The sequence below is a fragment of the Rhizorhapis sp. SPR117 genome, from assembly GCF_021742065.1.
Window position 1 is genome coordinate 33,361 of the sequence record NZ_JAKKIE010000006.1, and the last position, 19,159, is coordinate 52,519.

At 59.1% G+C, this 19,159-nt stretch carries 18 protein-coding genes; 9 read left to right on the top strand and 9 right to left on the bottom strand.

Annotation, left to right across the window (positions count from 1 at the left end; all coding sequences use genetic code 11):
* Positions 1–2: 2 nt before the first annotated feature.
* From L3X40_RS03990 to L3X40_RS04000, 3 genes are all read right to left on the bottom strand, one after another.
* Complete coding sequence (locus tag L3X40_RS03990) at positions 3–362, bottom strand: hypothetical protein (RefSeq protein WP_237364501.1); 360 nt, start codon at positions 360–362, stop codon at positions 3–5.
* A 245-nt stretch (positions 363–607) separates the two neighbouring features.
* Entirely contained in the window at positions 608–1,069 is a 462-nt protein-coding gene (locus L3X40_RS03995) for an NfeD family protein (protein WP_445177150.1), read from the bottom strand.
* Between the two features lie 5 nt (positions 1,070–1,074).
* Entirely contained in the window at positions 1,075–2,052 is a 978-nt protein-coding gene (locus L3X40_RS04000) for an SPFH domain-containing protein (protein WP_237364502.1), read from the bottom strand.
* Between the two features lie 81 nt (positions 2,053–2,133).
* Here L3X40_RS04000 and L3X40_RS04005 point away from each other — a divergent pair, with 81 nt between their 5' ends.
* The 4 genes from L3X40_RS04005 (at position 2,134) to L3X40_RS04020 (ending at position 6,320) form a co-directional block, all read left to right on the top strand.
* Positions 2,134–2,955 carry an HpcH/HpaI aldolase/citrate lyase family protein gene (locus L3X40_RS04005; RefSeq protein ID WP_237364566.1) on the top strand — a complete coding sequence of 274 codons (822 nt, stop codon included), beginning with the start codon at positions 2,134–2,136 and terminating at the stop codon, positions 2,953–2,955.
* Positions 2,956–3,063: 108 nt separating this feature from the next.
* A complete protein-coding gene (guaB, locus tag L3X40_RS04010) occupies positions 3,064–4,521 on the top strand; it encodes an IMP dehydrogenase (RefSeq protein ID WP_237364503.1) in 1,458 nt (485 codons plus the stop codon).
* A 33-nt stretch (positions 4,522–4,554) separates the two neighbouring features.
* Positions 4,555–5,736 carry an RsmB/NOP family class I SAM-dependent RNA methyltransferase gene (locus L3X40_RS04015; RefSeq protein ID WP_237364504.1) on the top strand — a complete coding sequence of 394 codons (1,182 nt, stop codon included), beginning with the start codon at positions 4,555–4,557 and terminating at the stop codon, positions 5,734–5,736.
* 56 nt (positions 5,737–5,792) lie between these two features.
* On the top strand, positions 5,793–6,320 hold the full coding sequence (locus tag L3X40_RS04020) for a tetratricopeptide repeat protein (RefSeq protein WP_237364567.1): 528 nt from the start codon (positions 5,793–5,795) through the stop codon (positions 6,318–6,320).
* Positions 6,321–6,326: 6 nt separating this feature from the next.
* Here the strand turns inward: L3X40_RS04020 and rsmA are convergent, their stop codons facing one another.
* From rsmA to L3X40_RS04040, 4 genes are all read right to left on the bottom strand, one after another.
* Positions 6,327–7,151, bottom strand: coding sequence for a 16S rRNA (adenine(1518)-N(6)/adenine(1519)-N(6))-dimethyltransferase RsmA (gene rsmA / locus L3X40_RS04025; RefSeq protein WP_237364505.1), 825 nt, complete (start codon positions 7,149–7,151; stop codon positions 6,327–6,329).
* Positions 7,152–7,155: 4 nt separating this feature from the next.
* Positions 7,156–8,154, bottom strand: coding sequence for a 4-hydroxythreonine-4-phosphate dehydrogenase PdxA (gene pdxA / locus L3X40_RS04030; protein ID WP_237364506.1), 999 nt, complete (start codon positions 8,152–8,154; stop codon positions 7,156–7,158).
* Between the two features lie 207 nt (positions 8,155–8,361).
* A complete protein-coding gene (locus L3X40_RS04035) occupies positions 8,362–9,690 on the bottom strand; it encodes a peptidylprolyl isomerase (RefSeq protein WP_237364507.1) in 1,329 nt (442 codons plus the stop codon).
* Between the two features lie 172 nt (positions 9,691–9,862).
* The gene (locus tag L3X40_RS04040) at positions 9,863–12,130 is read right to left on the bottom strand and encodes an LPS-assembly protein LptD (protein WP_237364508.1); all 2,268 of its coding nucleotides are present in this window, start codon (positions 12,128–12,130) and stop codon (positions 9,863–9,865) included.
* Positions 12,131–12,300: 170 nt separating this feature from the next.
* Here L3X40_RS04040 and L3X40_RS04045 point away from each other — a divergent pair, with 170 nt between their 5' ends.
* From L3X40_RS04045 to ndk, 3 genes are all read left to right on the top strand, one after another.
* Positions 12,301–13,755 (top strand): leucyl aminopeptidase, encoded by a 1,455-nt coding sequence (locus L3X40_RS04045; RefSeq protein WP_237364509.1) that lies wholly within the window; start codon positions 12,301–12,303, stop codon positions 13,753–13,755.
* A gap of 31 nt (positions 13,756–13,786) precedes the next feature.
* On the top strand, positions 13,787–14,224 hold the full coding sequence (locus L3X40_RS04050) for a DNA polymerase III subunit chi (RefSeq protein WP_237364510.1): 438 nt from the start codon (positions 13,787–13,789) through the stop codon (positions 14,222–14,224).
* A gap of 81 nt (positions 14,225–14,305) precedes the next feature.
* Positions 14,306–14,728 (top strand): nucleoside-diphosphate kinase, encoded by a 423-nt coding sequence (gene ndk, locus L3X40_RS04055; RefSeq protein ID WP_237364511.1) that lies wholly within the window; start codon positions 14,306–14,308, stop codon positions 14,726–14,728.
* Between the two features lie 417 nt (positions 14,729–15,145).
* Here ndk and purN read toward each other — a convergent pair whose 3' ends face one another.
* Together purN and purM are read right to left on the bottom strand one after the other, a co-directional pair.
* Positions 15,146–16,099, bottom strand: a complete 954-nt coding sequence (gene purN, locus L3X40_RS04060; protein ID WP_237364512.1) for a phosphoribosylglycinamide formyltransferase — start codon at positions 16,097–16,099, stop codon at positions 15,146–15,148.
* Positions 16,092–17,198, bottom strand: coding sequence for a phosphoribosylformylglycinamidine cyclo-ligase (gene purM, locus L3X40_RS04065; RefSeq protein WP_237364513.1), 1,107 nt, complete (start codon positions 17,196–17,198; stop codon positions 16,092–16,094). The genes purN and purM overlap by 8 nt, the downstream gene beginning before the upstream one ends.
* A gap of 65 nt (positions 17,199–17,263) precedes the next feature.
* Between purM and L3X40_RS04070 the strand changes: the two genes are divergently transcribed.
* Together L3X40_RS04070 and L3X40_RS04075 are read left to right on the top strand one after the other, a co-directional pair.
* The gene (locus L3X40_RS04070; protein WP_237364514.1) at positions 17,264–18,508 is read left to right on the top strand and encodes a heavy-metal-associated domain-containing protein; all 1,245 of its coding nucleotides are present in this window, start codon (positions 17,264–17,266) and stop codon (positions 18,506–18,508) included.
* Positions 18,505–19,110, top strand: coding sequence for an HdaA/DnaA family protein (locus tag L3X40_RS04075; protein WP_237364515.1), 606 nt, complete (start codon positions 18,505–18,507; stop codon positions 19,108–19,110). Before L3X40_RS04070 ends, L3X40_RS04075 begins: the two co-directional genes overlap by 4 nt.
* The last annotated feature ends 49 nt before the right edge of the window (positions 19,111–19,159 follow it).

A 19,159-nucleotide genomic window follows, 5' to 3' on the forward strand; every position in this document is an offset into this window, starting at 1 on the left:
CCCTAAACGGCGCAACTTTTGATCTGGTATGGCCATTTGTCGCCATCGGGTTCCGTCAATGTCAGGTATTCGCCGACGCGGATACGATGATTTTCGAGGTGAAAGACTTGCTCGTCATCCTCGTCTCCAAGCGCATAGGAAAAGGCCCAACCACTATTTTTTCGGACGATATAGCCGGATTGATCGGGTTCGTTGGGCCAGAAGCGGCGGACAGTGGCGCGTTCCGGATGTGCGCTGAATTCATCCGGGTCGATCAATCCCTGCTCGGTCAGGGGAAGCCGCAAGGTGTAGTTGCGCGCAGCCGACCCATTGGGGAACTGTGGGGTGCGAGCGAGTTCGATGCGTATAGTTGTCCATGTCATGAAGCCAGTATTGGAGCGCTTCGCCGGTTCAAGAAATAGGGAGATTTACGGATGCAGGGGATTTTCTTGCGTGCCTATAAAGCTGGCCATGGAGAAAGGTGACAGGACCATATGCCGATTCATCATCTGCGTGTTGTTGCAGGTGGGCATTGCCGCGTTTGTCCTGCTGATGCCGGGGCCGGTTGACGCACCAAGCACCCCCCAATCAGTCGCATTAGCCGCGTCACGCTAGCCACCGGCAAATGTCACTCTGCTTTGCTTATGGGGTCGACCACCAACACACCGTCCCGGACGCCTGTGACTTGCGCACTCGCCCCTTCGGGCAGGTCGGGACCAGAGGCAGGCCATACCCCGTCACCGACCTTTACGCGGCCTTCGCCATGCACAATCGCTTCCACCACTGTTACGGTGCGTCCGATGATCCGGGCGGCGCGGTCGTTCAACAACGGATCGCTCGATACCACCGGATTTTTGAGATACCAGCGTCGTCCAAACCAGGTGATGCCAGCGGAAGCCAGCGCAAATATCACCAGTTGCACGGCAAGCGGCCCGCCTACCAGCATGGTGACGACGCCGGTAAAGGCCGCTGCCACCGCAATCCAGATCAGAAATACGCCCGGAATGATGATCTCGCCGATGCCGAGCACCACGGCAAAGATCAACCACCACCAATGCGCGTCCAGCTCGATCTGGCTCATCATTTCCATCGGCGTTACTCCGCAACAGGTTCGAAAGGACCGCGGCGGGGTTTGGGCGGCGGTGGTGCAGCGGTGCCATTTGAATCCACGCCCAACGCATCTCTCGCCAGTGCGCCTATACCGCCCAATGTGCCGATAAGCTGGGTCGCTTCCACAGGGAACAGGATTGTTTTGGCATTGGGTGACGTTGCGAATTTGCCCACGGCTTCGACATATTTCTGCGCGATGAAATAGTTGATCGCCTGCGAATTGCCGCCTGCGATGGCGTCCGACACCATTTGCGTCGCCTTGGCTTCCGCTTCGGCGGAGCGTTCACGCGCCTCTGCATCGCGAAAGGCGGCTTCGCGTCGGCCTTCGGCCTCCAGGATTTGCGACTGTTTTTGCCCTTCGGCGCGCAGGATTTCCGATGCGCGCAGCCCTTCGGCTTCCAGAATGTTGGCGCGCTTTTCACGTTCCGCCTTCATCTGGCGACCCATGGAATTGATGATATCCTGCGGCGGACGAATGTCCTTCACCTCGACACGTGTGATTTTCAGGCCCCAGGGGGACGTCGCATCATCGACGACATGCAGCAATCGCGCGTTGATTTCGTCCCGTTTAGACAGGGTTTCATCCAGGTCCATCGATCCCATGACGGTACGCAAATTAGTCGTTGCCAGGTTCATGATCGCGACAAAAAGTTCTGACACTTCATAGGCCGCTTTGGCCGCGTCGAGCACCTGAAAGAAAACCACGGCATCGACGGCGATCATCGCATTGTCGCGGGTGATGATTTCCTGGCTCGGAACATCGACCACCTGCTCCATCATGTTGACCTTGCGGCCGACGCGATAGAAGAATGCCGGATAGAAATTGAAACCCGGCCGCGCGACATCCGTAAAGCGCCCAAAATATTCGATCGTGTAATGGTATCCCTGACGGACGATCTTGATACTCGCGGCCAGATAGATGAAGACCAGAATTACGAGAAAAAAGGCAACGGTAGCACCCATTATCTAACTCCCCCCAGTTGGAAGCGGGGACTATGGCGGCTAATGGCCTGACGGGGAAGTGGAATCGGAAAGATGGGTGTGATGAAACTGGAATATGCGCGCTCGCTATTGTTCCTGCCCGCGTCCAACGGCCGGGCGATTGAAAAGGCGCGCGGTCTGTCCAGCGATATGGTCATCCTTGATCTGGAGGATGCGATTCCCGATGCGGACAAGGACCGCGCGCGCCGATCCGCTGTCGCTGCCATCGATGAAGGCTTTGGCACGAAGCTGATTGCCGTGCGCCTTAATATGGCGGGGACGCGCTGGCATCAGGAGGATATTGCGGCCTTTGCCGGAACAGCCGCCGATTATCTGGTGCTGCCCAAAGTGGAAAGCGCCGCGCAGGCCGAACGGGTATATCGTGAGTGCGGCAGGCCAGTGATCGCCATGATCGAATCGGTCAAGGGTTTGATGGAGGCGCAATCAATTGCCGCTGCGGCTGGCACGGCGGCGCTGTTTGTCGGAACCAACGACCTGCGCATCGACCTTAAAATTCCGGCACAGGCGGGCAGGGAAGGGTTGGTGACGGCGTTGCAGATGATCGTGATGGCGGCGCGGCTATCCGACAAGGCGGTGTTTGATGGCGTCTACAACCAGCTTGACGATGCGGATGGCTTTATGGCGGAATGCCGGGAAGGTTATGCCTTTGGTTTTGACGGAAAAACGCTGATCCATCCCAACCAGATAGCCGCGGCGAACACGGTTTTCGGCCCGTCTTTGCCCGATGTGGAAAATGCCTATCGGTTGATCGCGGCGGCCAGTGGTGGCGCGGAGCGGTTTGAGGGGCGGATGATCGAATCCATGCATGTCACCGGCGCTCGCGCATTGATTGCCCGCGCAGAGGCGTGCGGCATGGGACGCTGACCTTATTCGCGCACGCAAAAATATCCCGTTTGCTGGACTAGCGCCCCGGGGGTTAAATGGTTACATGGACCGCCACGAAACCTCCCGCGAAAGAAAGTGGCGCTTCTCATGGACATCCGCTTAGGCCTTACATTCGATGACGTCCTGCTTCAGCCGGGCGCATCCGACGTTCTGCCGAGCCAGGCCGATACGCGCACCCGGGTAACCAAGGAAATCAGCCTTAATATTCCGATTCTATCGTCGGCGATGGATACCGTGACCGAGGCCGATATGGCGATCGTCATGGCGCAGTTGGGCGGCCTTGGCGTTCTTCATCGCAATCTTTCCATCACCGAACAGGCCGATGCGGTCCGCGCCGTGAAGCGTTTTGAATCGGGCATGGTGGTCAATCCGATCACCATCGGCCCGGATCAGACGCTGGCGGACGCACAGGCATTGATGGCGCGGCACCGGATTTCCGGAATTCCCGTTGTGGAGGGCAGTGGCAAGCTGGTGGGTATATTGACGCATCGCGACGTGCGTTTTGCCGAAAATCCGGCACAGCCTGTGCGCGAATTGATGACCAGAGATAATCTGGCGACCGTGCCAGCAGGAGTGGGGCAGGAGGATGCCCGTCGCCTGTTGCACCAACGGCGGATCGAAAAATTGCTTGTCGTCGATAACGACTATCATTGTATCGGCCTGATCACCGTCAAGGATATTGAAAAGGCAGTGACCTATCCGAAGGCGACCAAGGATTCCACAGGCCGCCTGCGTGTCGCGGCCGCGACAACGGTGGGCGATTCGGGGCTGGAACGGACGGAAGCGCTGATCGATGCCGAATGTGACCTTATCGTCGTCGATACGGCGCACGGACACAGCAAAATGGTGGCCCTCGCGGTTGAACGGATCAAGAAGCTGTCGAACAGCATCCAGATCGTTGCGGGCAATGTCGCGACGGCGGAGGCTGCCCGTGCACTTATCGACGCGGGTGCGGACGGTATTAAGGTCGGTATTGGTCCTGGCTCTATCTGCACCACCCGCGTTGTTGCGGGCGTCGGCGTTCCGCAACTGACGGCGGTTATGGATTCAGCTGAAGAAGCCATGAAATCAGGCGTTCCCGTGATCGCCGATGGCGGTCTGCGCACATCGGGCGATGTCGCCAAGGCGTTGGCGGCGGGCGCGGGCGCGGTCATGGTGGGATCGCTGCTTGCCGGAACGGAGGAAGCTCCGGGCGAAACCTTCCTGTATCAGGGGCGGGCCTATAAAAGCTATCGCGGCATGGGGTCGGTTGGTGCAATGGCGCGTGGTTCGGCCGACCGCTATTTCCAGCAGGACATCAAGGACCAGATGAAGCTGGTGCCCGAAGGCATTGAGGGTCAGGTCCCCTTCAAGGGCGCGGCAAAGGATGTCATTCACCAGCTTGTCGGCGGGGTGAAGGCGGCCATGGGCTATACCGGATCGCGCACGATTGAAGAATTGCAACAGCGCGCACGCTTCATTCAGATCACTAATGCCGGCCTTTCGGAAAGCCACGTCCATGACGTCACCATCACCCGCGAGGCCCCCAATTACCCGACGCGGTGAACCAGCGATGCGGCCCTCCGTCCGGGGAGGACAATGACTCCATCTGCCCGCATTCAGGCCGCGATTGATCTGCTTGATGAGATCATCCGCGCCGCGCGCGATGGCGGTCCTGCCGCCGACACGCTGATTGCCGGCTATTTCAAGGCGCGCCGTTATGCCGGATCAAAGGATCGACGGGCAGTACGCGATCATGTTTATGCAGCGATCCGCCGTGCGGGAGAATGTCCCCGGAACGGTCGTGCCGCGATGGTGGGAGTCGCCCGGGAGAACCCCGAAATTGCTGCGCTCTTTGATGGATCGGCACATGGACCTGCGCCCCTCGTCCCTGACGAACCCGCTGCACCGGCCAGTGTCGTGCCGTCATGGATTCAGCCGTTGCTTGCCGATCTGGTGGATGAACAAGAGCAGGAGGCGCTTCTGGAGCGTGCGCCTCTCGATCTTCGGGTCAATCGTTTGAAGGCGGATCGTGACACTGTGCTTGCGCAATTGCCCGATGGCGTAGCTACGCGACTGTCCCCCGATGGGATCCGCTTGCCCGAAGGCTGGCCAATCGCGCAAACAAGCCTGTGGATCGACGGCCTTGTGGAAGTGCAGGATGAAGGCAGCCAGCTTATCGCCCGCCTATGTGACGCACGTCCCGGGCAGACCGTCATTGATCTGTGTGCAGGTGCCGGTGGGAAGACATTGGCGCTCGCTGGGGACATGCAGGCGCAGGGCCGGCTTATTGCCGCCGACACGATCCGCAACCGTCTTGCACGCCTTGAACCACGCGCGGCGCGGGCGGGCGCTGCTTATATTGAAACACTCTTACTGGATCAGGGGCATGAGGATCGCGCGCTGTCGACATTGGCGGGCATCGCCGATTGTGTGCTGATCGACGCGCCCTGTTCGGGAACGGGAACCTGGCGGCGTAACCCGGAAGCGCGCTGGCGTTTGACCGCAGTGCGACTCGAACGTCTGCTTGCAGAGCAGGCCCGGATCATGGATATTGGTGCTGAACTGGCGGCAAAGGGTGGAACCATGGTCTATGCGGTATGCTCCCTGCTCGACCGCGAAGGCCGTGATCAGGTGGATGCGTTTCTCGACCGGCATCCCGGCTGGAAGTGTGATCTTTCAGGCGATATGCCCGGTCGCCGCCGGGGCCAGGGCATTATGCTTTCGCCTGCCCATGACGGAACCGACGGCTTTTTCTTCGCACGGATGAAAAAGTCATGATAAAAGGCCCGAATTCAAGTGCGGTTGAAACGACCGAAACACTGTTGGAGAAGATTATGCGTTTTACCCCTGCTTCTGTTGCTCTGGCTCTGGTGCTCGCGACGGTATCGAGTGCGGGAAATGGGCAGAAGCCGGATATGCAGATCGATCCACTGTCTGTCGCATGGGTGCAAAAAGGTGAAGCCGCGCAAAAGCTCGGCAAGCTGCAGGATGCGATTGACGCTTATGAAACGGCGCTGGCCGTCGATCCGCGTAACCGTGCGGCCTTTAGCGCGTTGGGAGAAGTGGCGCGTATCCAGGGCCTCACGGGCAAATCGATCCGCCTATATCGTGAAGCGCTGTTGATTGATCCTACCGATCTCAATGCCCTCGGCGGGCAGGGCGAAGCGATGGTCGACAAGGGTGCCATTGAAAAGGCGAAAGAAAATCTCGCCAAGATGAAAACGATCTGCCGTTCGACCTGCGGCGAAGTCGTCGTGCTGGCCACTGCGATTGAAAAGGGCAGCGCCGCGACTCAGCTTACCGCCAAGGACGTAGGATCGCCGCCTGCCGTTACCGCTGCGCCCAAGGCGGAAAAACCCTGACAGCAGTCATACGGTGCTACCCAGCGCCTGTGCGAGCTTTACGAATTCCGTGACGCTTACCGTTTCGGCACGCCGTTGGGAATCAATCCCAATCGCGTCCAGCGCCGCCAATGCTCCCGGAATGGTCTTCAGGCTTTGCCGCAGCATCTTGCGCCGCTGTCCAAAGGCCGCGGCGGTCAGCTGTTCAAGCAGTTTGGGCGTGACGCCTTCGGGTGCATCCGTGGGTCGGATATGGACCACGGCGGACATCACTTTGGGCGGCGGAGTGAAGGCGGAACGGTGGACTTTCATTGCCAGCCTGGCCTCGGTTCGCCACTGCGCCAGTACAGATAGCCTGCCGTAATGATCAGTATTCGTTTGTGCGACGATCCGTTCGGCAACTTCCTGCTGGAACATCAGGGTCAAGGAGGTCCACCAGGGCCGCCATTGTGCCGCCGTCAGCCATCCCACCAGTAAAGCCGTGCCGACATTATAAGGAAGATTGGAAACGATATGTGCCCCGTCACCGACCAGCGTGCGGGCATCGACTGCCATGGCATCGTCCTCCACGATACGCAGCTTGCCGGGAAAAGCCTCCTGCAACTCTGCCAGTGCGGGCCGGCAGCGCCGGTCGCGTTCAACCGCAACGACATGCGCCCCGGCGCGGAGCAGCGCGCGTGTCAGTCCGCCGGGGCCCGGCCCCACTTCGTACACGGTTTTTCCTGCAAGCGGCCCGGGAATCGCCACGATTCGGTCAAGCAACTGCTCATCCAGCAGAAAATTCTGGCCGAGTGCCTTGCTTGCACGCAATCCATGGCGAGCGATGACCTCTCGTAACGGCGGCAAGGTCATGCGATCAGCAGCAATAGCTCAGCCGGTTTTCGGCCGAAATGGCGGCAACTTCAATGGCCGCGATCATGGCGCCGGGATTGGCCTGTCCTTTGCCGGCAATACCAAAGGCGGTGCCATGGTCCGGGGATGTGCGGACGATGGGCAACCCCAGTGTCATGTTGACGCCTTCGTCGAAATGCAGCGTCTTGACCGGGATCAGCGCCTGATCATGATACATGCACAGCGCCACATCATATTCGGCACGGGCACGTGCATGAAACATCGAATCGGCGGACAGCGGGCCAACGATGTCGATACCTTCGGCGCGAAGCTGTTCGACGGCGGGAATGATGATCGTAATTTCTTCCATCCCCAGTTCGCCGCCCTCGCCAGCGTGCGGGTTAAGGCCCGCAATGGCAACCCGGGGTGTGGGAATGGCGAAATTCTTCTGCAATCCCTTGACCGCGGCATGGACCCGCGCCTTGATCAATTCGATGGTGAGCGCACCCACTACATTTTTGAAGGGCATATGTGTGGTAATCGGTACGACCCGCAAGCTGGGGCCGACCAGCATCATGACGGCGTTTGACCGCGCAATGCCGCAGCGTTCGGCAATAAATTCGGTCTGGCCGGGATGCGTGAAACCGACCGAATAAAGCTGTTTTTTCGATACAGGCGCTGTGACTATCGCGCCTGCCGATCCCGAGCGGGCAAGTCCGGCGGACAATTCCAGCGATTGCAGCGAACAACGCGCGCCCTCATAGCTTGGCTGACCGGGAACTACAGGTCCGCCGTCATCGATGTGCAGGCATGGCAGGGCATCGTTAAAGGCGGCAGAGGCATTGGCCGGTTCTTCGATCCGGGCGATCGGACCGTCCCAAACCGCAGAAAGCGATGCAACGTCCCCTACCGCGAAAAAATGCGGCAACGCCCGTTCATGTCGAAGTTCCCATGCCTTCGCCACGATCTCAGGCCCGATACCCGCCGGATCGCCCAGAGATACAGCAAATGGGCCAATCGTCATTCTATCGAACTCCGGCCATAGGGTCAGGACCCATTAATTACGAGGATCGAGACATGGTTGTCTGGGATGCTGTGGGAGGAGAGGCGCGAAAAGCGGGCATGATTGCCCGGTTGAGCGGTTCGACGAACCACAGCGCCCGGACAATCATGCCCCTTCCAATGGCCTTTCCCGTCTCCATCTCGACCTCGCAATTCATGGGTCCTGACCCTAGTTATAGTCAATAACCGCATCCCGTCGCAGGTCGCGCAAATAGATGCGCGCCCGCTTGTTGACGCGTTCATCTTCCAATTGCGTCATGATTTGATCGAATGAAGGCGTTCCTGCGTCCTGCGGATCATCCCGGCCGCATAGTACCAGTACGCGTACGCCGTCCTTGACCGATCCAAAGGGGGGACTGGCCTCCCCTACCTGCAGGTTAACCAACATATCCTGCAATGGCAGCGGCAGGTCTCGGATTTTTACCTGATCATTGTCCACGACGTCCGCGCCAACCTGCGCGGCGATGTCATTGGCGGTACCGCACCCTTGTATTTTTTTTGTGGCATCGGCGAATGCACCGGCACGGCTGGACGCCTGCGCCTGGGTAGTGCCTTCGGGGAAGGCGATGCTGAGCTGTTTCAGGCTGAGCAGCGCGTCACGTGGATCGGCGGTCAGGATTTTTCGCTTGTCCATGACCAACAGAATGGAAAAGCCGCCAGGAACCGGAACCGGGCCTGCAATCTGCCCTACCTGCATTTCGCGCGCGGCAACGGCCAATTCATTGGGAATCTGCGCCAGTCGTACCCAGCCAAGGTCGCCACCGACGGCTGCCGTGGATGCCTCTGAAAACTGGCGGGCATAGGCCTGAAACGAAGCACCCTGCTTGATCTGTTCAATGATGTTGCGGGCATTGCCGAGAATTTGTTGCGTGTTTTCGGGTGTTGCCGACAGGTAGATTTCCCCGATACGATATTCATCTTCGCCCTTGGACGCCTTCATTCGTTCGATGATTGACTGGACTTCTTCTTCACCGACATTGACGAATGGCTGAACATTGCGGCGGAGCAGGCGGCCCCATGCCAATTCGCCTTCAATCTGACGCTTTATGCTGGCGGGCGAACTGTTGTGCTGCCGTAAATATTCCGTGAAATGATCGGGACTCTGCCCAAAATTCTGGGCGACTCTGGCATAGCTCTGTTCCACCTCAGCGCGATCAACGACGATGTCGTGGGCCTTGGCTTCCTGAATCTGCAAGGTTTCGTCGATCAGGTTACGCAGCACCTGAAGCCGCAACCGTTCTTTTTCCTCGTCGGCAATTTTGCCGCCATTGGCTGTAATGATCAGCGCCAATCGCTGATCGATATCGGTGCCGGTGACGATTTCACCGTTGATGATGGCGGTTGCTTTGCGAATGTTTGGATCGCTCTTGCCAAACAGGGTAACGTCGTCCGGGATATTGAGGCTGTTTTGTGCGGGAGGGGCCTCTCGCGCCTGTGCTGCCGCTTCGGTTTGTGTTGCAACCATGGTGCTGGCGCTACAGGCCAGAACCAGCATCATTCCTCCGAAATATGTTTTATACCCATTCGAAGCGTGCAATTTTTGCTTCATTGTCGCAACATTCTCCAACATTATTGGCCTGTGCCCTGGTCTTGCTTAACCTCAGCTTAGCAACGGAACGCCATGGCGCATGTAATAGGGCGCATCCGGCAAATACGATCTGGAGCCTCTTTTATATACCAAGATTGCGAAAAGCCAGCCGCAGCAGGAAAGAGTTGCCGCGACGTGCATCGCCAGCTTCGCTATAGTCCCGCCGCCATGTCAGGCCCAGTTCAACGCAGTCGTCCTGATAGGCAATCCCAAGCCGATGGCGAATAGGTTCATAGCCATCGGATGCAGAGGCTGGATCTTCTTTCGCATCGGTCAGGTCGACGACCGTCGATCCGAATACCGACCAGAAGCGCGTAATCTGCACACGTGCGCCCAGCCGGATTTCCTCGCGGTCCTGCAAATCTTCCAAACCCGGACCAATGTTGCGGTTAAGCCTTAAATAGCCAGCCATGACATAGGTGCTGCGTGATCCCACGGTGGCGTCGATTTCATTTCTGCGAATCGCGAGACTGTCTTTGTCCAGCCGGAAACGATGCGTCAGGCTGATGAAATCCTTGTAGCGGACAGTCGCGCGACCAACGACGTCCGACACACGTTCCGACAAGCCGGTGCCATCGGGGAACAGGGTTGGGCGGCTGTTGAGCCGATAGCTCTGACCCACAACTGCATCGATTGCGAGTCCAGGCCGATCAAGCGCATACTCCAGACCGTATGTAATGCGCGTGCTGTCTTCAAAACGATCATAGCCGGGAAAGCGGTTGAGCGCGAACAGGTTGCTGTCCTCCAGTTCGACCGCACGGGCATCCTCATTGGGGACGTTAAGATTGGCGAGCTTGGGTGCGGCGACGATCTGAACCCGAGGGGTAATTTTCTGTGTCCCGCCAAACGCCTCGCCAATAAAGGGCCACCGCACGTCCACGGACGCAGCCGCGATGCCGCGGGCTTCCCAACCGCTCGTGCCCCGATAGATAACCGTATCGGTAAGCAGGTTTTCATCACTGTGATAGATGTCGCCGCGCAGGTAGCCGGTGAAGGTGACCTCCTGTCCCCAGGCGGTGATTTTGCGCAGATCCCACTGCGCCCCGGCAAAGGCGCGTTGCGTATCCTGTCCTTCGGCTCGGGTAATGCCCAGACTGTTCATCTGCAGTTGCAGCTTTCCGCCCAGCAATGGATCAGTAAACCGCCTGCGATAGTCAATGACGGGCAGTGCGACGGGAACAGTGCCCTGATCAGTATCCGTGCGCAACGTTTGCACGGCCCAGCCCGCAATGGAAAAATAGCTGTTGTCGCCGATCCGTTCGGCTCCGATGGTCGAACGCAGCCGGTCATCGCGACTGATGTCGTAACGGCGCAGAAATGTGCGATCGGTTGCGACGCGGGCTGAACCGCTGATGCTCCAATACGGATCAAGCTGGAATTTGCCGCTGGCTTCCAAATAGCCGCGTAGATCGTGATGGGCCGTTTGCGTCAGGCCGGTGGAGGTGGGTACGCGCGAACCATAGGTCGCATATCCGGTAATTTGGTAGGCGCCCTTGTCCAGCAGGCTTTGGTAACTGGTCTTCACCATAGGCAAGGCGTCGGAATAAAGGTGCGGTGTGATCGTCAGGCTGCGGTTGCTCGCGATCTGAAGATAATATGGCAATGAGAATTCAAAGCCGTTGACTCTGTCATACCCCACATCAGGCACCAGCAGGCCCGAGCCGCCGGCACCGTTTACCGGATGCGAGAGTCCCGGCAACGGGATAAGCGGCAGGCCAAACAGTTCAACGCGCGCCCCCTTGTAGCTGACGCGTCGGCGATTTGGATCATAGATCACACGGACAGCCCGGATCTGCCACGTAGGTTCCTTGGGGCAGCCATTATGATCTTCCACAGCGCAAGGGGTATAGGCGGCGCGGTTCAGCGTAATGATTCCGTTGTTACGCACGCCCGACCGCGCAGCCAGCCTGCCACCCCTTTCCAATACCAGTAACAGATTATCGACAGCACCGTCTTTCAGAGAATCCGTAAGCTCGATCGAATCGCCATAGGCAATGTCGCCTTCGGGATTGGTGACAGAGATGTTGCCGTTTGCATGGACCTGTCCCGTGGCGCGGTTCCATATGATTTCGTCGGCGCGCAAGCGATTCCCATCCCGCACCAGTTCCACATTGCCGCTGGCGGTCACCACCTCGCTTGCGTCATCATATTCCAGCCGGTCGGCGGCAAAGGCAATCTCTTCGCCAGTCGCAGAGTCATTGGCAGGCGGAGGTACGGTGGGCGGGGCGAGTTCCTCGACGGGGCGGGAAATGTCCTGCGCGTCCGCATCCGAACTTGATGCGACCATGCAAGCCAGTGCCGTCAGGGCCATGGCGCCATGCGTGACAGGGTTATTCAGCTTTGGCGTCATGCATACTCTGGATGGTCACAATAGTTCGATGGCAGCCTATCGCATTGCTTTGCCCTTGCCGCAATCTGCAAAGACCGCTTTATTTGGTCAAACCGCTTTGCCTATGCGGCAAATGCTTCCTATGTGTCGCTTCATAATATTGCTGAAATACTATATTCGAAGGATCGACCATGCGCATCTCCATCAGCTCTACCCGGCGCGCCGACGCCGACGCCATTGCTTTTGCCGTGGGCAAGGATGCGTTGAAGGAACTGCCGATCTCGGCTTCGAAAATCGTTGTTGAAGGCGCAAAATCGGCGCGTTTCAATGGAGAATCGGCCGCAATTTTCGAAACGTTCGTTGATGAGGGCGGCAAGACAATGCGCGTCCTGCTCGTCGGCACCGGCGTAGCAGGCGAAGCGGATTTTGAAAAAGCTGGTGCGGCGCTTGCCGCGAAGTTGCTTACATCGGGTGCGACGACTCTGAATGTCGAATTTCCCGGCGGTGCGAATGGCGATTGTGTCGCCCGTCTGGCCTTTGGTATGCAATTGCGGGGATGGCGGATGGATGCCTATCGCACCCGCCTGTCGGAAAAGCAGAAGCCGACATTGCAAGATGCCACACTGGTCAGCGATGCATCGGGCGCAAGCGAGGCCTGGGGGCGTCTGTCGGCGGTGGCCGATGGGGTGCTGTTCGCCCGGGAGCTGGTCGCAGAGCCTGCCAATATTCTTTACCCTGAAAGCTTCGTGGAACGATGCGCGTCGTTAAAGGACATGGGCATCGAGATCACGGTGCTTGATGAAAAACAGATGGCGGACCTTGGCATGGGCGCACTGTTGGGCGTGGCGCAGGGTTCGGACCGCAAGCCCCGCCTGCTCGCCATGCGTTGGGACGGCACTGGCGGTGCGCAGAAAAAGCCTGCCGTATTTGTCGGTAAGGGCGTGACGTTCGACACGGGCGGCATTTCGATCAAGCCTGCCGCCGGCATGGAAGACATGAAATGGGATATGGGTGGCGCAGGCGCGGTCGCAGGCATGATGAAGGCGCTCGCCGGGCGCAAGGCAAAGGCTCATGTCGTGGGCGTGTGCGGCCTTGTCGAAAATATGCCCAGCGGTAATGCGCAGCGTCCGGGCGACATCGTTACCTCCATGTCCGGTCAGACCATCGAAGTCATCAACACCGATGCCGAAGGGCGTCTGGTCCTGTGCGATGCGATGCATTGGGCGCAAAAGACCTATTCGCCAGAAATTCTTGTCGACCTGGCGACATTGACGGGCGCGATCATCATTTCGCTGGGCAGTGAACATGGCGGACTGTTTTCCAATGATGATAAGCTGGCCGAAGAGCTGTTGGCCGCGGGCAAGGCGGCGGGCGACCCGCTTTGGCGCTTTCCGTTGTCCGATGCCTATAACAAGCTGATCGACAGCCCGATTGCCGACATGAAGAATGTCGGTGCGCGCGGGGCAGGCTCGATCACGGCGGCGCAATTTCTACAACGCTTTGTTGAAAGCGGCGTCAAATGGGCGCATCTGGACATTGCCGGGATGGTGTGGGCCGATAAACCGGGCGCGACATGGGACAAGGGTGCGACCGGCTATGGCGTGCGCCTGCTCAATCAGTTCGTGGCGGACAGGCTGGAGCAGTAATGCCCGGAGCAGTTTCGGGAGCACGCCGGGGATGCAGGTCGACTTCTATCAGTTAAGCCATGATCCGGTAGAGCGCGTGCTGCCGGTCATTGCTCAGCGCATATTGGACGGTGGCGGACGGTTGCTGGTTGTTTCGGGCGACGATGTGCGTCTGGAAAGCATGTCCCAGGCGCTGTGGAACGCCGCGCCGGAGAGTTTTCTGGCGCATGGCATGGCCGGTGGCGACTCTCCCGATATTCAGCCCATCCTATTGTCGGCGGACTGCACAGCGGCCAATGGTGCGCGCCACATCGCGCTGGTCGATGGCATATGGCGCGATGAGGCGTTGCAATTCGACCGCGCTTTCTATTTCTTCGACGCGGAAAGCATTGACAATGCGCGAACGAGCTGGCGCATCCTGTCGAAGAAAGAGGGCGTCGAACCGCGCTTCTGGCGTCAAGACGGGCGCCGATGGGTGCAAGGCCCCTGATCCGGCTTGCAGCGGCGGGCAAGCGCGGCTAAAGGCCGGGCCAGCCAAATTCCATCCACATATATCGGAGCTTTGTTCGCCATGACCGCGACACGCACTTTCTCAATCATCAAACCCGACGCCACCCGCCGCAACCTGACCGGCGCAGTCACCAAAATGCTGGAAGAAGCGGGCCTGCGCGTCGTCGCGTCCAGGCGCATCCAGATGAGCAAGGAACAGGCCGAAGGCTTCTACGCAGTCCACAAGGAACGCCCCTTCTTCAACGATCTGGTCAGCTTCATGATTTCCGGCCCCGTCGTCGTGCAGGTTCTGGAAGGCGAAGACGCCGTCAAGCGCAACCGCGACATCATGGGCGCCACCAATCCCGAAAATGCCGAACCCGGCACGATCCGCAAGGAACTGGCCGAATCTATCGAAGCCAATTCGGTGCATGGTTCGGATAGCGACGAAAATGCGGCGATCGAAATCGCCTATTTCTTCAAGCCGGAAGAAATCGTCGGCTGATTGATTTTGGCATCAAGGCAATGAAGAGGCCGCCGGTTGATCCGGCGGCTTTTTTGTGGGATCTGCTAGGTTGCAACAATTGTTTATGATTTTGGGCGACGGCAAACGACCACGTTGCGGACAGCACCGAGATCAGGCATTTAAGGCTGATGATTTCGAAAACGCAATTTAGGGTGGCGTTGGCTGGCGCAGTATTCTTAGCTGCTTGTGCTTACGTCGGATACGCCAATGAACTGCTGAAAGACGCAATTCCCCCGTTGCATCGAGTCATTTTAATGATTGGTTTCCTATTGGGAGCCGGATGCGTATCGCGTTGGCTTATGGCCCGCGATCTGAACCGCAATATGGAAAGAATCAAGCGTGCCCGATCCGAGCGGGGGAATGGCCGCTAATCACAATATAACAGACATTGTTGGTTCAAATTTGATCGATAACGTCCAGCAGCTTGGTGAGCCGCTTGGGCGCCGACATTCGCCAGCTTTTGGCTAGCCATTCCCCCACATGCGCCCAATCCACTGGCCGCTGGTCCAGGCTTATTCCGATCCAGCCCGATGGGCCCAGATAGGCGGGGCGGTAATAAAGGGCGGGATCGCTGTCGATCAGCATTGCCTGTTCTTCCACGCCGCTGGTTTTCACCAACAGGCCGGTGATGCCATTCTGGTGATGGTTGTGGCTGAAATAGGCGAAGAATTTGCCGCCTTCGACAAAGAAACCGGGGCTGCCGTGGGACGGTTTCTCTGCCGTTTCGGGCAGGGCGAGGGCGATCTCCCGGATATTGGCGAGCAGCCAGTCCGGGTTCGATTCGCGCGTTACATAGTCCGCCAGCTCGCGGCTGTAGAGTTGGTGCTCGGCAATCAGCGTGCGGTCGGCCAGCGTTGCGGGCGTGTCGCCGGGCAGGATTGCCACCTCGGTCTGGCCCAGCACCGGGCCGTCGTCCAGTTCGGCGGTGACGACATGGACTGAACAGCCCGCGACTGTGTCGCCTGCCGCAATGGCGCGCTCGTGGGTGTGCAGGCCCTTATATTTGGGTAGCAGGGAGGGGTGGATGTTGAGCATCCGGCCCTCCCACTTGCCGACGAATTCAGGGGATAGCAGCCGCATATAACCGGCCAGCGCGATATAGTCGGTGCCTGCCTTGCGGACTTGGGCATCGATGAGGGCATCGAATTCGGCGCGCTTCATGCCCTTGTGGTCGAGCGCGAAGGTGGGGATGCCCTCCGCCTGCGCGAATTGCAGACCCGGCGCTTCCGGGTCGTTGGCGGCGACCAGCACGATTTCGAAAGGGCAACCGGGGTGTTTGGCGGCATAGACCAGAGCCGCCATGTTGGACCCGCGACCGGAAATCAGGACGGCGACCCGCGCCTTAGCCATGATGCGTTGCGGTCCACGCTTCCCGCGCGCTCCAGCATTCGGCGTTGCCGCGCACGGTGCAGCCTTTTTCGCCCGCTTCGATCTGGCCGATGCGTTCGACCGTTTCGCCTGCCGCCTTCAGTGCTTGCGTGACATCGGCCACATCCGCTTCCCGCACGACCAGCACCATGCCGATGCCGCAGTTGAAAGTGCGCGCCATCTCTTCGGACTCGATATTGCCCTGCGCCTGCAGGAAGGCCATCAGGCGTGGTTGCTCCCAACGGTCGGCATCGACGATGGCGTGCAGGCCATCGGGCAGCACGCGGGGGATATTTTCCAGCAAGCCGCCGCCGGTTATGTGCGCCAGCGCGCCGATCCTGCCCGAACGGATGAGCGGGAGCAGCGGCTTCACATAGATGCGTGTCGGCGCCATCAGCGCGTCGATCAGCAGCACGTCCTGATCGAACAGGGCGGGGCGCTCCAGCTTCCATCCTCTGTCGGCGGCAAGGCGGCGGACCAGCGAAAAGCCGTTCGAATGCACGCCTGACGACGCGAGGCCCAGCAGCACGTCGCCTGCCGCGACACGGCTGCCGGTCAGTGCCTGTTCACGTTCGACCGCACCGACGCAAAATCCGGCAAGATCATAGTCGCCTGCTGCGTACATGCCCGGCATTTCTGCCGTTTCGCCGCCTATCAGCGCGCACCCCGCCTGTTTACAGCCATCGGCAATGGACGCGATAACGCGCTCGGCGACACCGCTTTCCAGCTTGCCGGTCGCATAATAATCGAGAAAGAACAGGGGCTCTGCACCCTGCACGATCAGGTCATTGACGCACATGGCGACAAGATCGATTCCCACCCCGTCATGCCTGTCATGGTCAATCGCAAGCTTCAGCTTGGTGCCCACGCCATCATTGGCAGAGACCAGAAGGGGGTCTTTGTATCCGGCGGCCTTCAGGTCGAAAAATCCGCCGAAACCGCCAAGTTCGGCGTTCGCTCCGGCACGGCTGGTTGATTTGGCGAGCGGCGCGATGGCGCGGACCAGCGCGTTGCCGGCGGCTATCGACACGCCCGCCTTGGCATAGCTATAGGACTCGGGAGCAGCTTCTTTTTGGGTCATATGTCGCGCCTACCTATATCTCTCTTGGATTTCTACGCATTTGTCGCCAAAAGGGCGCCGTGCGCATGACCGTGACCCCACTTCGCAAGATCGCTATTGCCGTGTTGCTGGCCGCAAGCGGGCTTGGCGCTGCGCTTTATGCGCAGATCGAGGGGGATCGCGGCGTCCCGCCGATCAGCAATGATGGCGATTTTGAAGTGCAGGGCGTCAAGGTGGATGTCTATGCAAAAACCGCCGAAATGGCGCGTGATGGCGCCTGGCGGGAGGCACAGCGCAAGGGCTGGCCCATGCTCTGGAAAAAAATGAACCCAGGCACGGCGGTGCCCGGACTTACGGATTCGATGCTGGAAAACATGGTTTCAGGCGTCGTCGTCGAACGGGAACAGATCAGCGCCAACCGCTATATCGCCACACTCGGCGTATTGTTTGATCGCGCCCGCGCAGGCCAGATATTGGGCGTGCGCGCAACCGCGATGCGTTCGCCGCCGCTGCTGGTGATGCCCATCATTTGGGAAGGCGGTACGCAGCAGGTGTTCGAAAATCGCACCGAATGGCAGAAAGCCTGGGCGCGTTTCCGCACCGGCGACAGCGCAATCGATTATGTCCGCACCAGTGGGACCGGCCCGGACCCGTTGCTGCTCAACGCGGCGCAGGCGGAACGGCGCGGGCGGCTGTGGTGGCGGGTGTTGCTGGACCAATATGGTGCGGCGGACGTGATCATGCCCGTTGCAAGGTTGGAACGGCACTGGCCGGGTGGTCCGGTGACTGGCCGGTTCGCGGCGCGCTTTGGCCCCGATGACAAGCTGCTTGGCACCTTCGCACTGCGCGTCAAAAGCAGTTCGGGTATCCCGCAAATGATGGATGAAGCCGTCAAGCGGATGGACGATCTGTACACAAGGGCGTTGATGAACGGCACATTGCGCCCCGATTCCTCGCTGATTATTCAGGAACCCGTCAATCCAGACGATCTCAAACTCGAAGAAGGAGAGGGTTTGACCCTGGAGACCGGGGTCGATGGTGAAGCCACGATGCCGGGCCTCACTGCATTTCTGATCCAGTTCGATACGCCGGACGTAAACTCTATCGGGCAGGGCGAAGCGGCTTTGCGCGCGATACCAGGTGTACGCAGCGCAACAACAAACAGTCTGGCACTTGGTGGAACATCGGTGATGGCGGTCAGCTATACAGGAACGGTGGAATCGCTGCGCGCTGCCTTGGCGAGCCGGGGCTGGAGCGTATCCGTTTCAGGGAATACGTTGCGGATTCAGCGTCGGGGACAAAGTGCGGAGGCGATGGCGAACGGGCAATGAGTCAGATCAGCCTTCCGCTTGATTGGGCTTCGCGCGGCAAGGATGGAATATTCCTGTTGAGCGAAAGCAACAGGTTGGCGGTTCGGCATCTCGACCACTGGGGCGTTTGGCCGGTGCGTACCAGCATTTTGACGGGACCCGCCAAGTCGGGCCGATCCACGCTGGGCCGACTGTTCGTCCGCAAGACCGGCGGCAAGATGATCGACGATGCGCGCGGTGTCGATGAAGAAATGCTTTTTCATGCGTGGAACGATGCCCAATTGGGGCATTATCCGCTGTTGCTGATCGCGGATTGCGCGCCGGCCATGTGGGATATCGCGTTGCCCGATCTCAGGTCTCGCCTTGCCGCTGCGCCCCATGTTGCAATTGAAGGGCCGGACGATGCATTGACGCTGGCGCTGATTGAAAAGGGACTTTCCGACTGCGGGGCGGCCTGGTCGCCTGACCTTCCAACCTTTCTGCATCGCCGGGTAGAGCGTAGCTATGCGGGCATTGCCGCGGTAATTGCCTGCCTGAATGATGCGTCATTGTCGCAATCTCGTAAAATTTCAGTCCCATTTGCCAAAGAAGCGCTGCAAAAAGCAGGGTTGGCGGATATATAGTCTGATAGACGGCCTGTTATGCGCCGGGGCGTATGATAAGCATTAAGGA

Coding starts and splice junctions, on each gene's coding strand:
- L3X40_RS03990 (WP_237364501.1), bottom strand. CDS start 362: ATGACATGGACAACTATACGCATCGAACTCGCTCGCACCCCACAGTTC.
- L3X40_RS03995 (WP_445177150.1), bottom strand. CDS start 1,069: ATGGAAATGATGAGCCAGATCGAGCTGGACGCGCATTGGTGGTGGTTG.
- L3X40_RS04000 (WP_237364502.1), bottom strand. CDS start 2,052: ATGGGTGCTACCGTTGCCTTTTTTCTCGTAATTCTGGTCTTCATCTAT.
- L3X40_RS04005 (WP_237364566.1), top strand. CDS start 2,134: ATGAAACTGGAATATGCGCGCTCGCTATTGTTCCTGCCCGCGTCCAAC.
- guaB (WP_237364503.1), top strand. CDS start 3,064: ATGGACATCCGCTTAGGCCTTACATTCGATGACGTCCTGCTTCAGCCG.
- L3X40_RS04015 (WP_237364504.1), top strand. CDS start 4,555: ATGACTCCATCTGCCCGCATTCAGGCCGCGATTGATCTGCTTGATGAG.
- L3X40_RS04020 (WP_237364567.1), top strand. CDS start 5,793: ATGCGTTTTACCCCTGCTTCTGTTGCTCTGGCTCTGGTGCTCGCGACG.
- rsmA (WP_237364505.1), bottom strand. CDS start 7,151: ATGACCTTGCCGCCGTTACGAGAGGTCATCGCTCGCCATGGATTGCGT.
- pdxA (WP_237364506.1), bottom strand. CDS start 8,154: ATGACGATTGGCCCATTTGCTGTATCTCTGGGCGATCCGGCGGGTATC.
- L3X40_RS04035 (WP_237364507.1), bottom strand. CDS start 9,690: ATGATGCTGGTTCTGGCCTGTAGCGCCAGCACCATGGTTGCAACACAA.
- L3X40_RS04040 (WP_237364508.1), bottom strand. CDS start 12,130: ATGACGCCAAAGCTGAATAACCCTGTCACGCATGGCGCCATGGCCCTG.
- L3X40_RS04045 (WP_237364509.1), top strand. CDS start 12,301: ATGCGCATCTCCATCAGCTCTACCCGGCGCGCCGACGCCGACGCCATT.
- L3X40_RS04050 (WP_237364510.1), top strand. CDS start 13,787: ATGCAGGTCGACTTCTATCAGTTAAGCCATGATCCGGTAGAGCGCGTG.
- ndk (WP_237364511.1), top strand. CDS start 14,306: ATGACCGCGACACGCACTTTCTCAATCATCAAACCCGACGCCACCCGC.
- purN (WP_237364512.1), bottom strand. CDS start 16,099: ATGGCTAAGGCGCGGGTCGCCGTCCTGATTTCCGGTCGCGGGTCCAAC.
- purM (WP_237364513.1), bottom strand. CDS start 17,198: ATGACCCAAAAAGAAGCTGCTCCCGAGTCCTATAGCTATGCCAAGGCG.
- L3X40_RS04070 (WP_237364514.1), top strand. CDS start 17,264: ATGACCGTGACCCCACTTCGCAAGATCGCTATTGCCGTGTTGCTGGCC.
- L3X40_RS04075 (WP_237364515.1), top strand. CDS start 18,505: ATGAGTCAGATCAGCCTTCCGCTTGATTGGGCTTCGCGCGGCAAGGAT.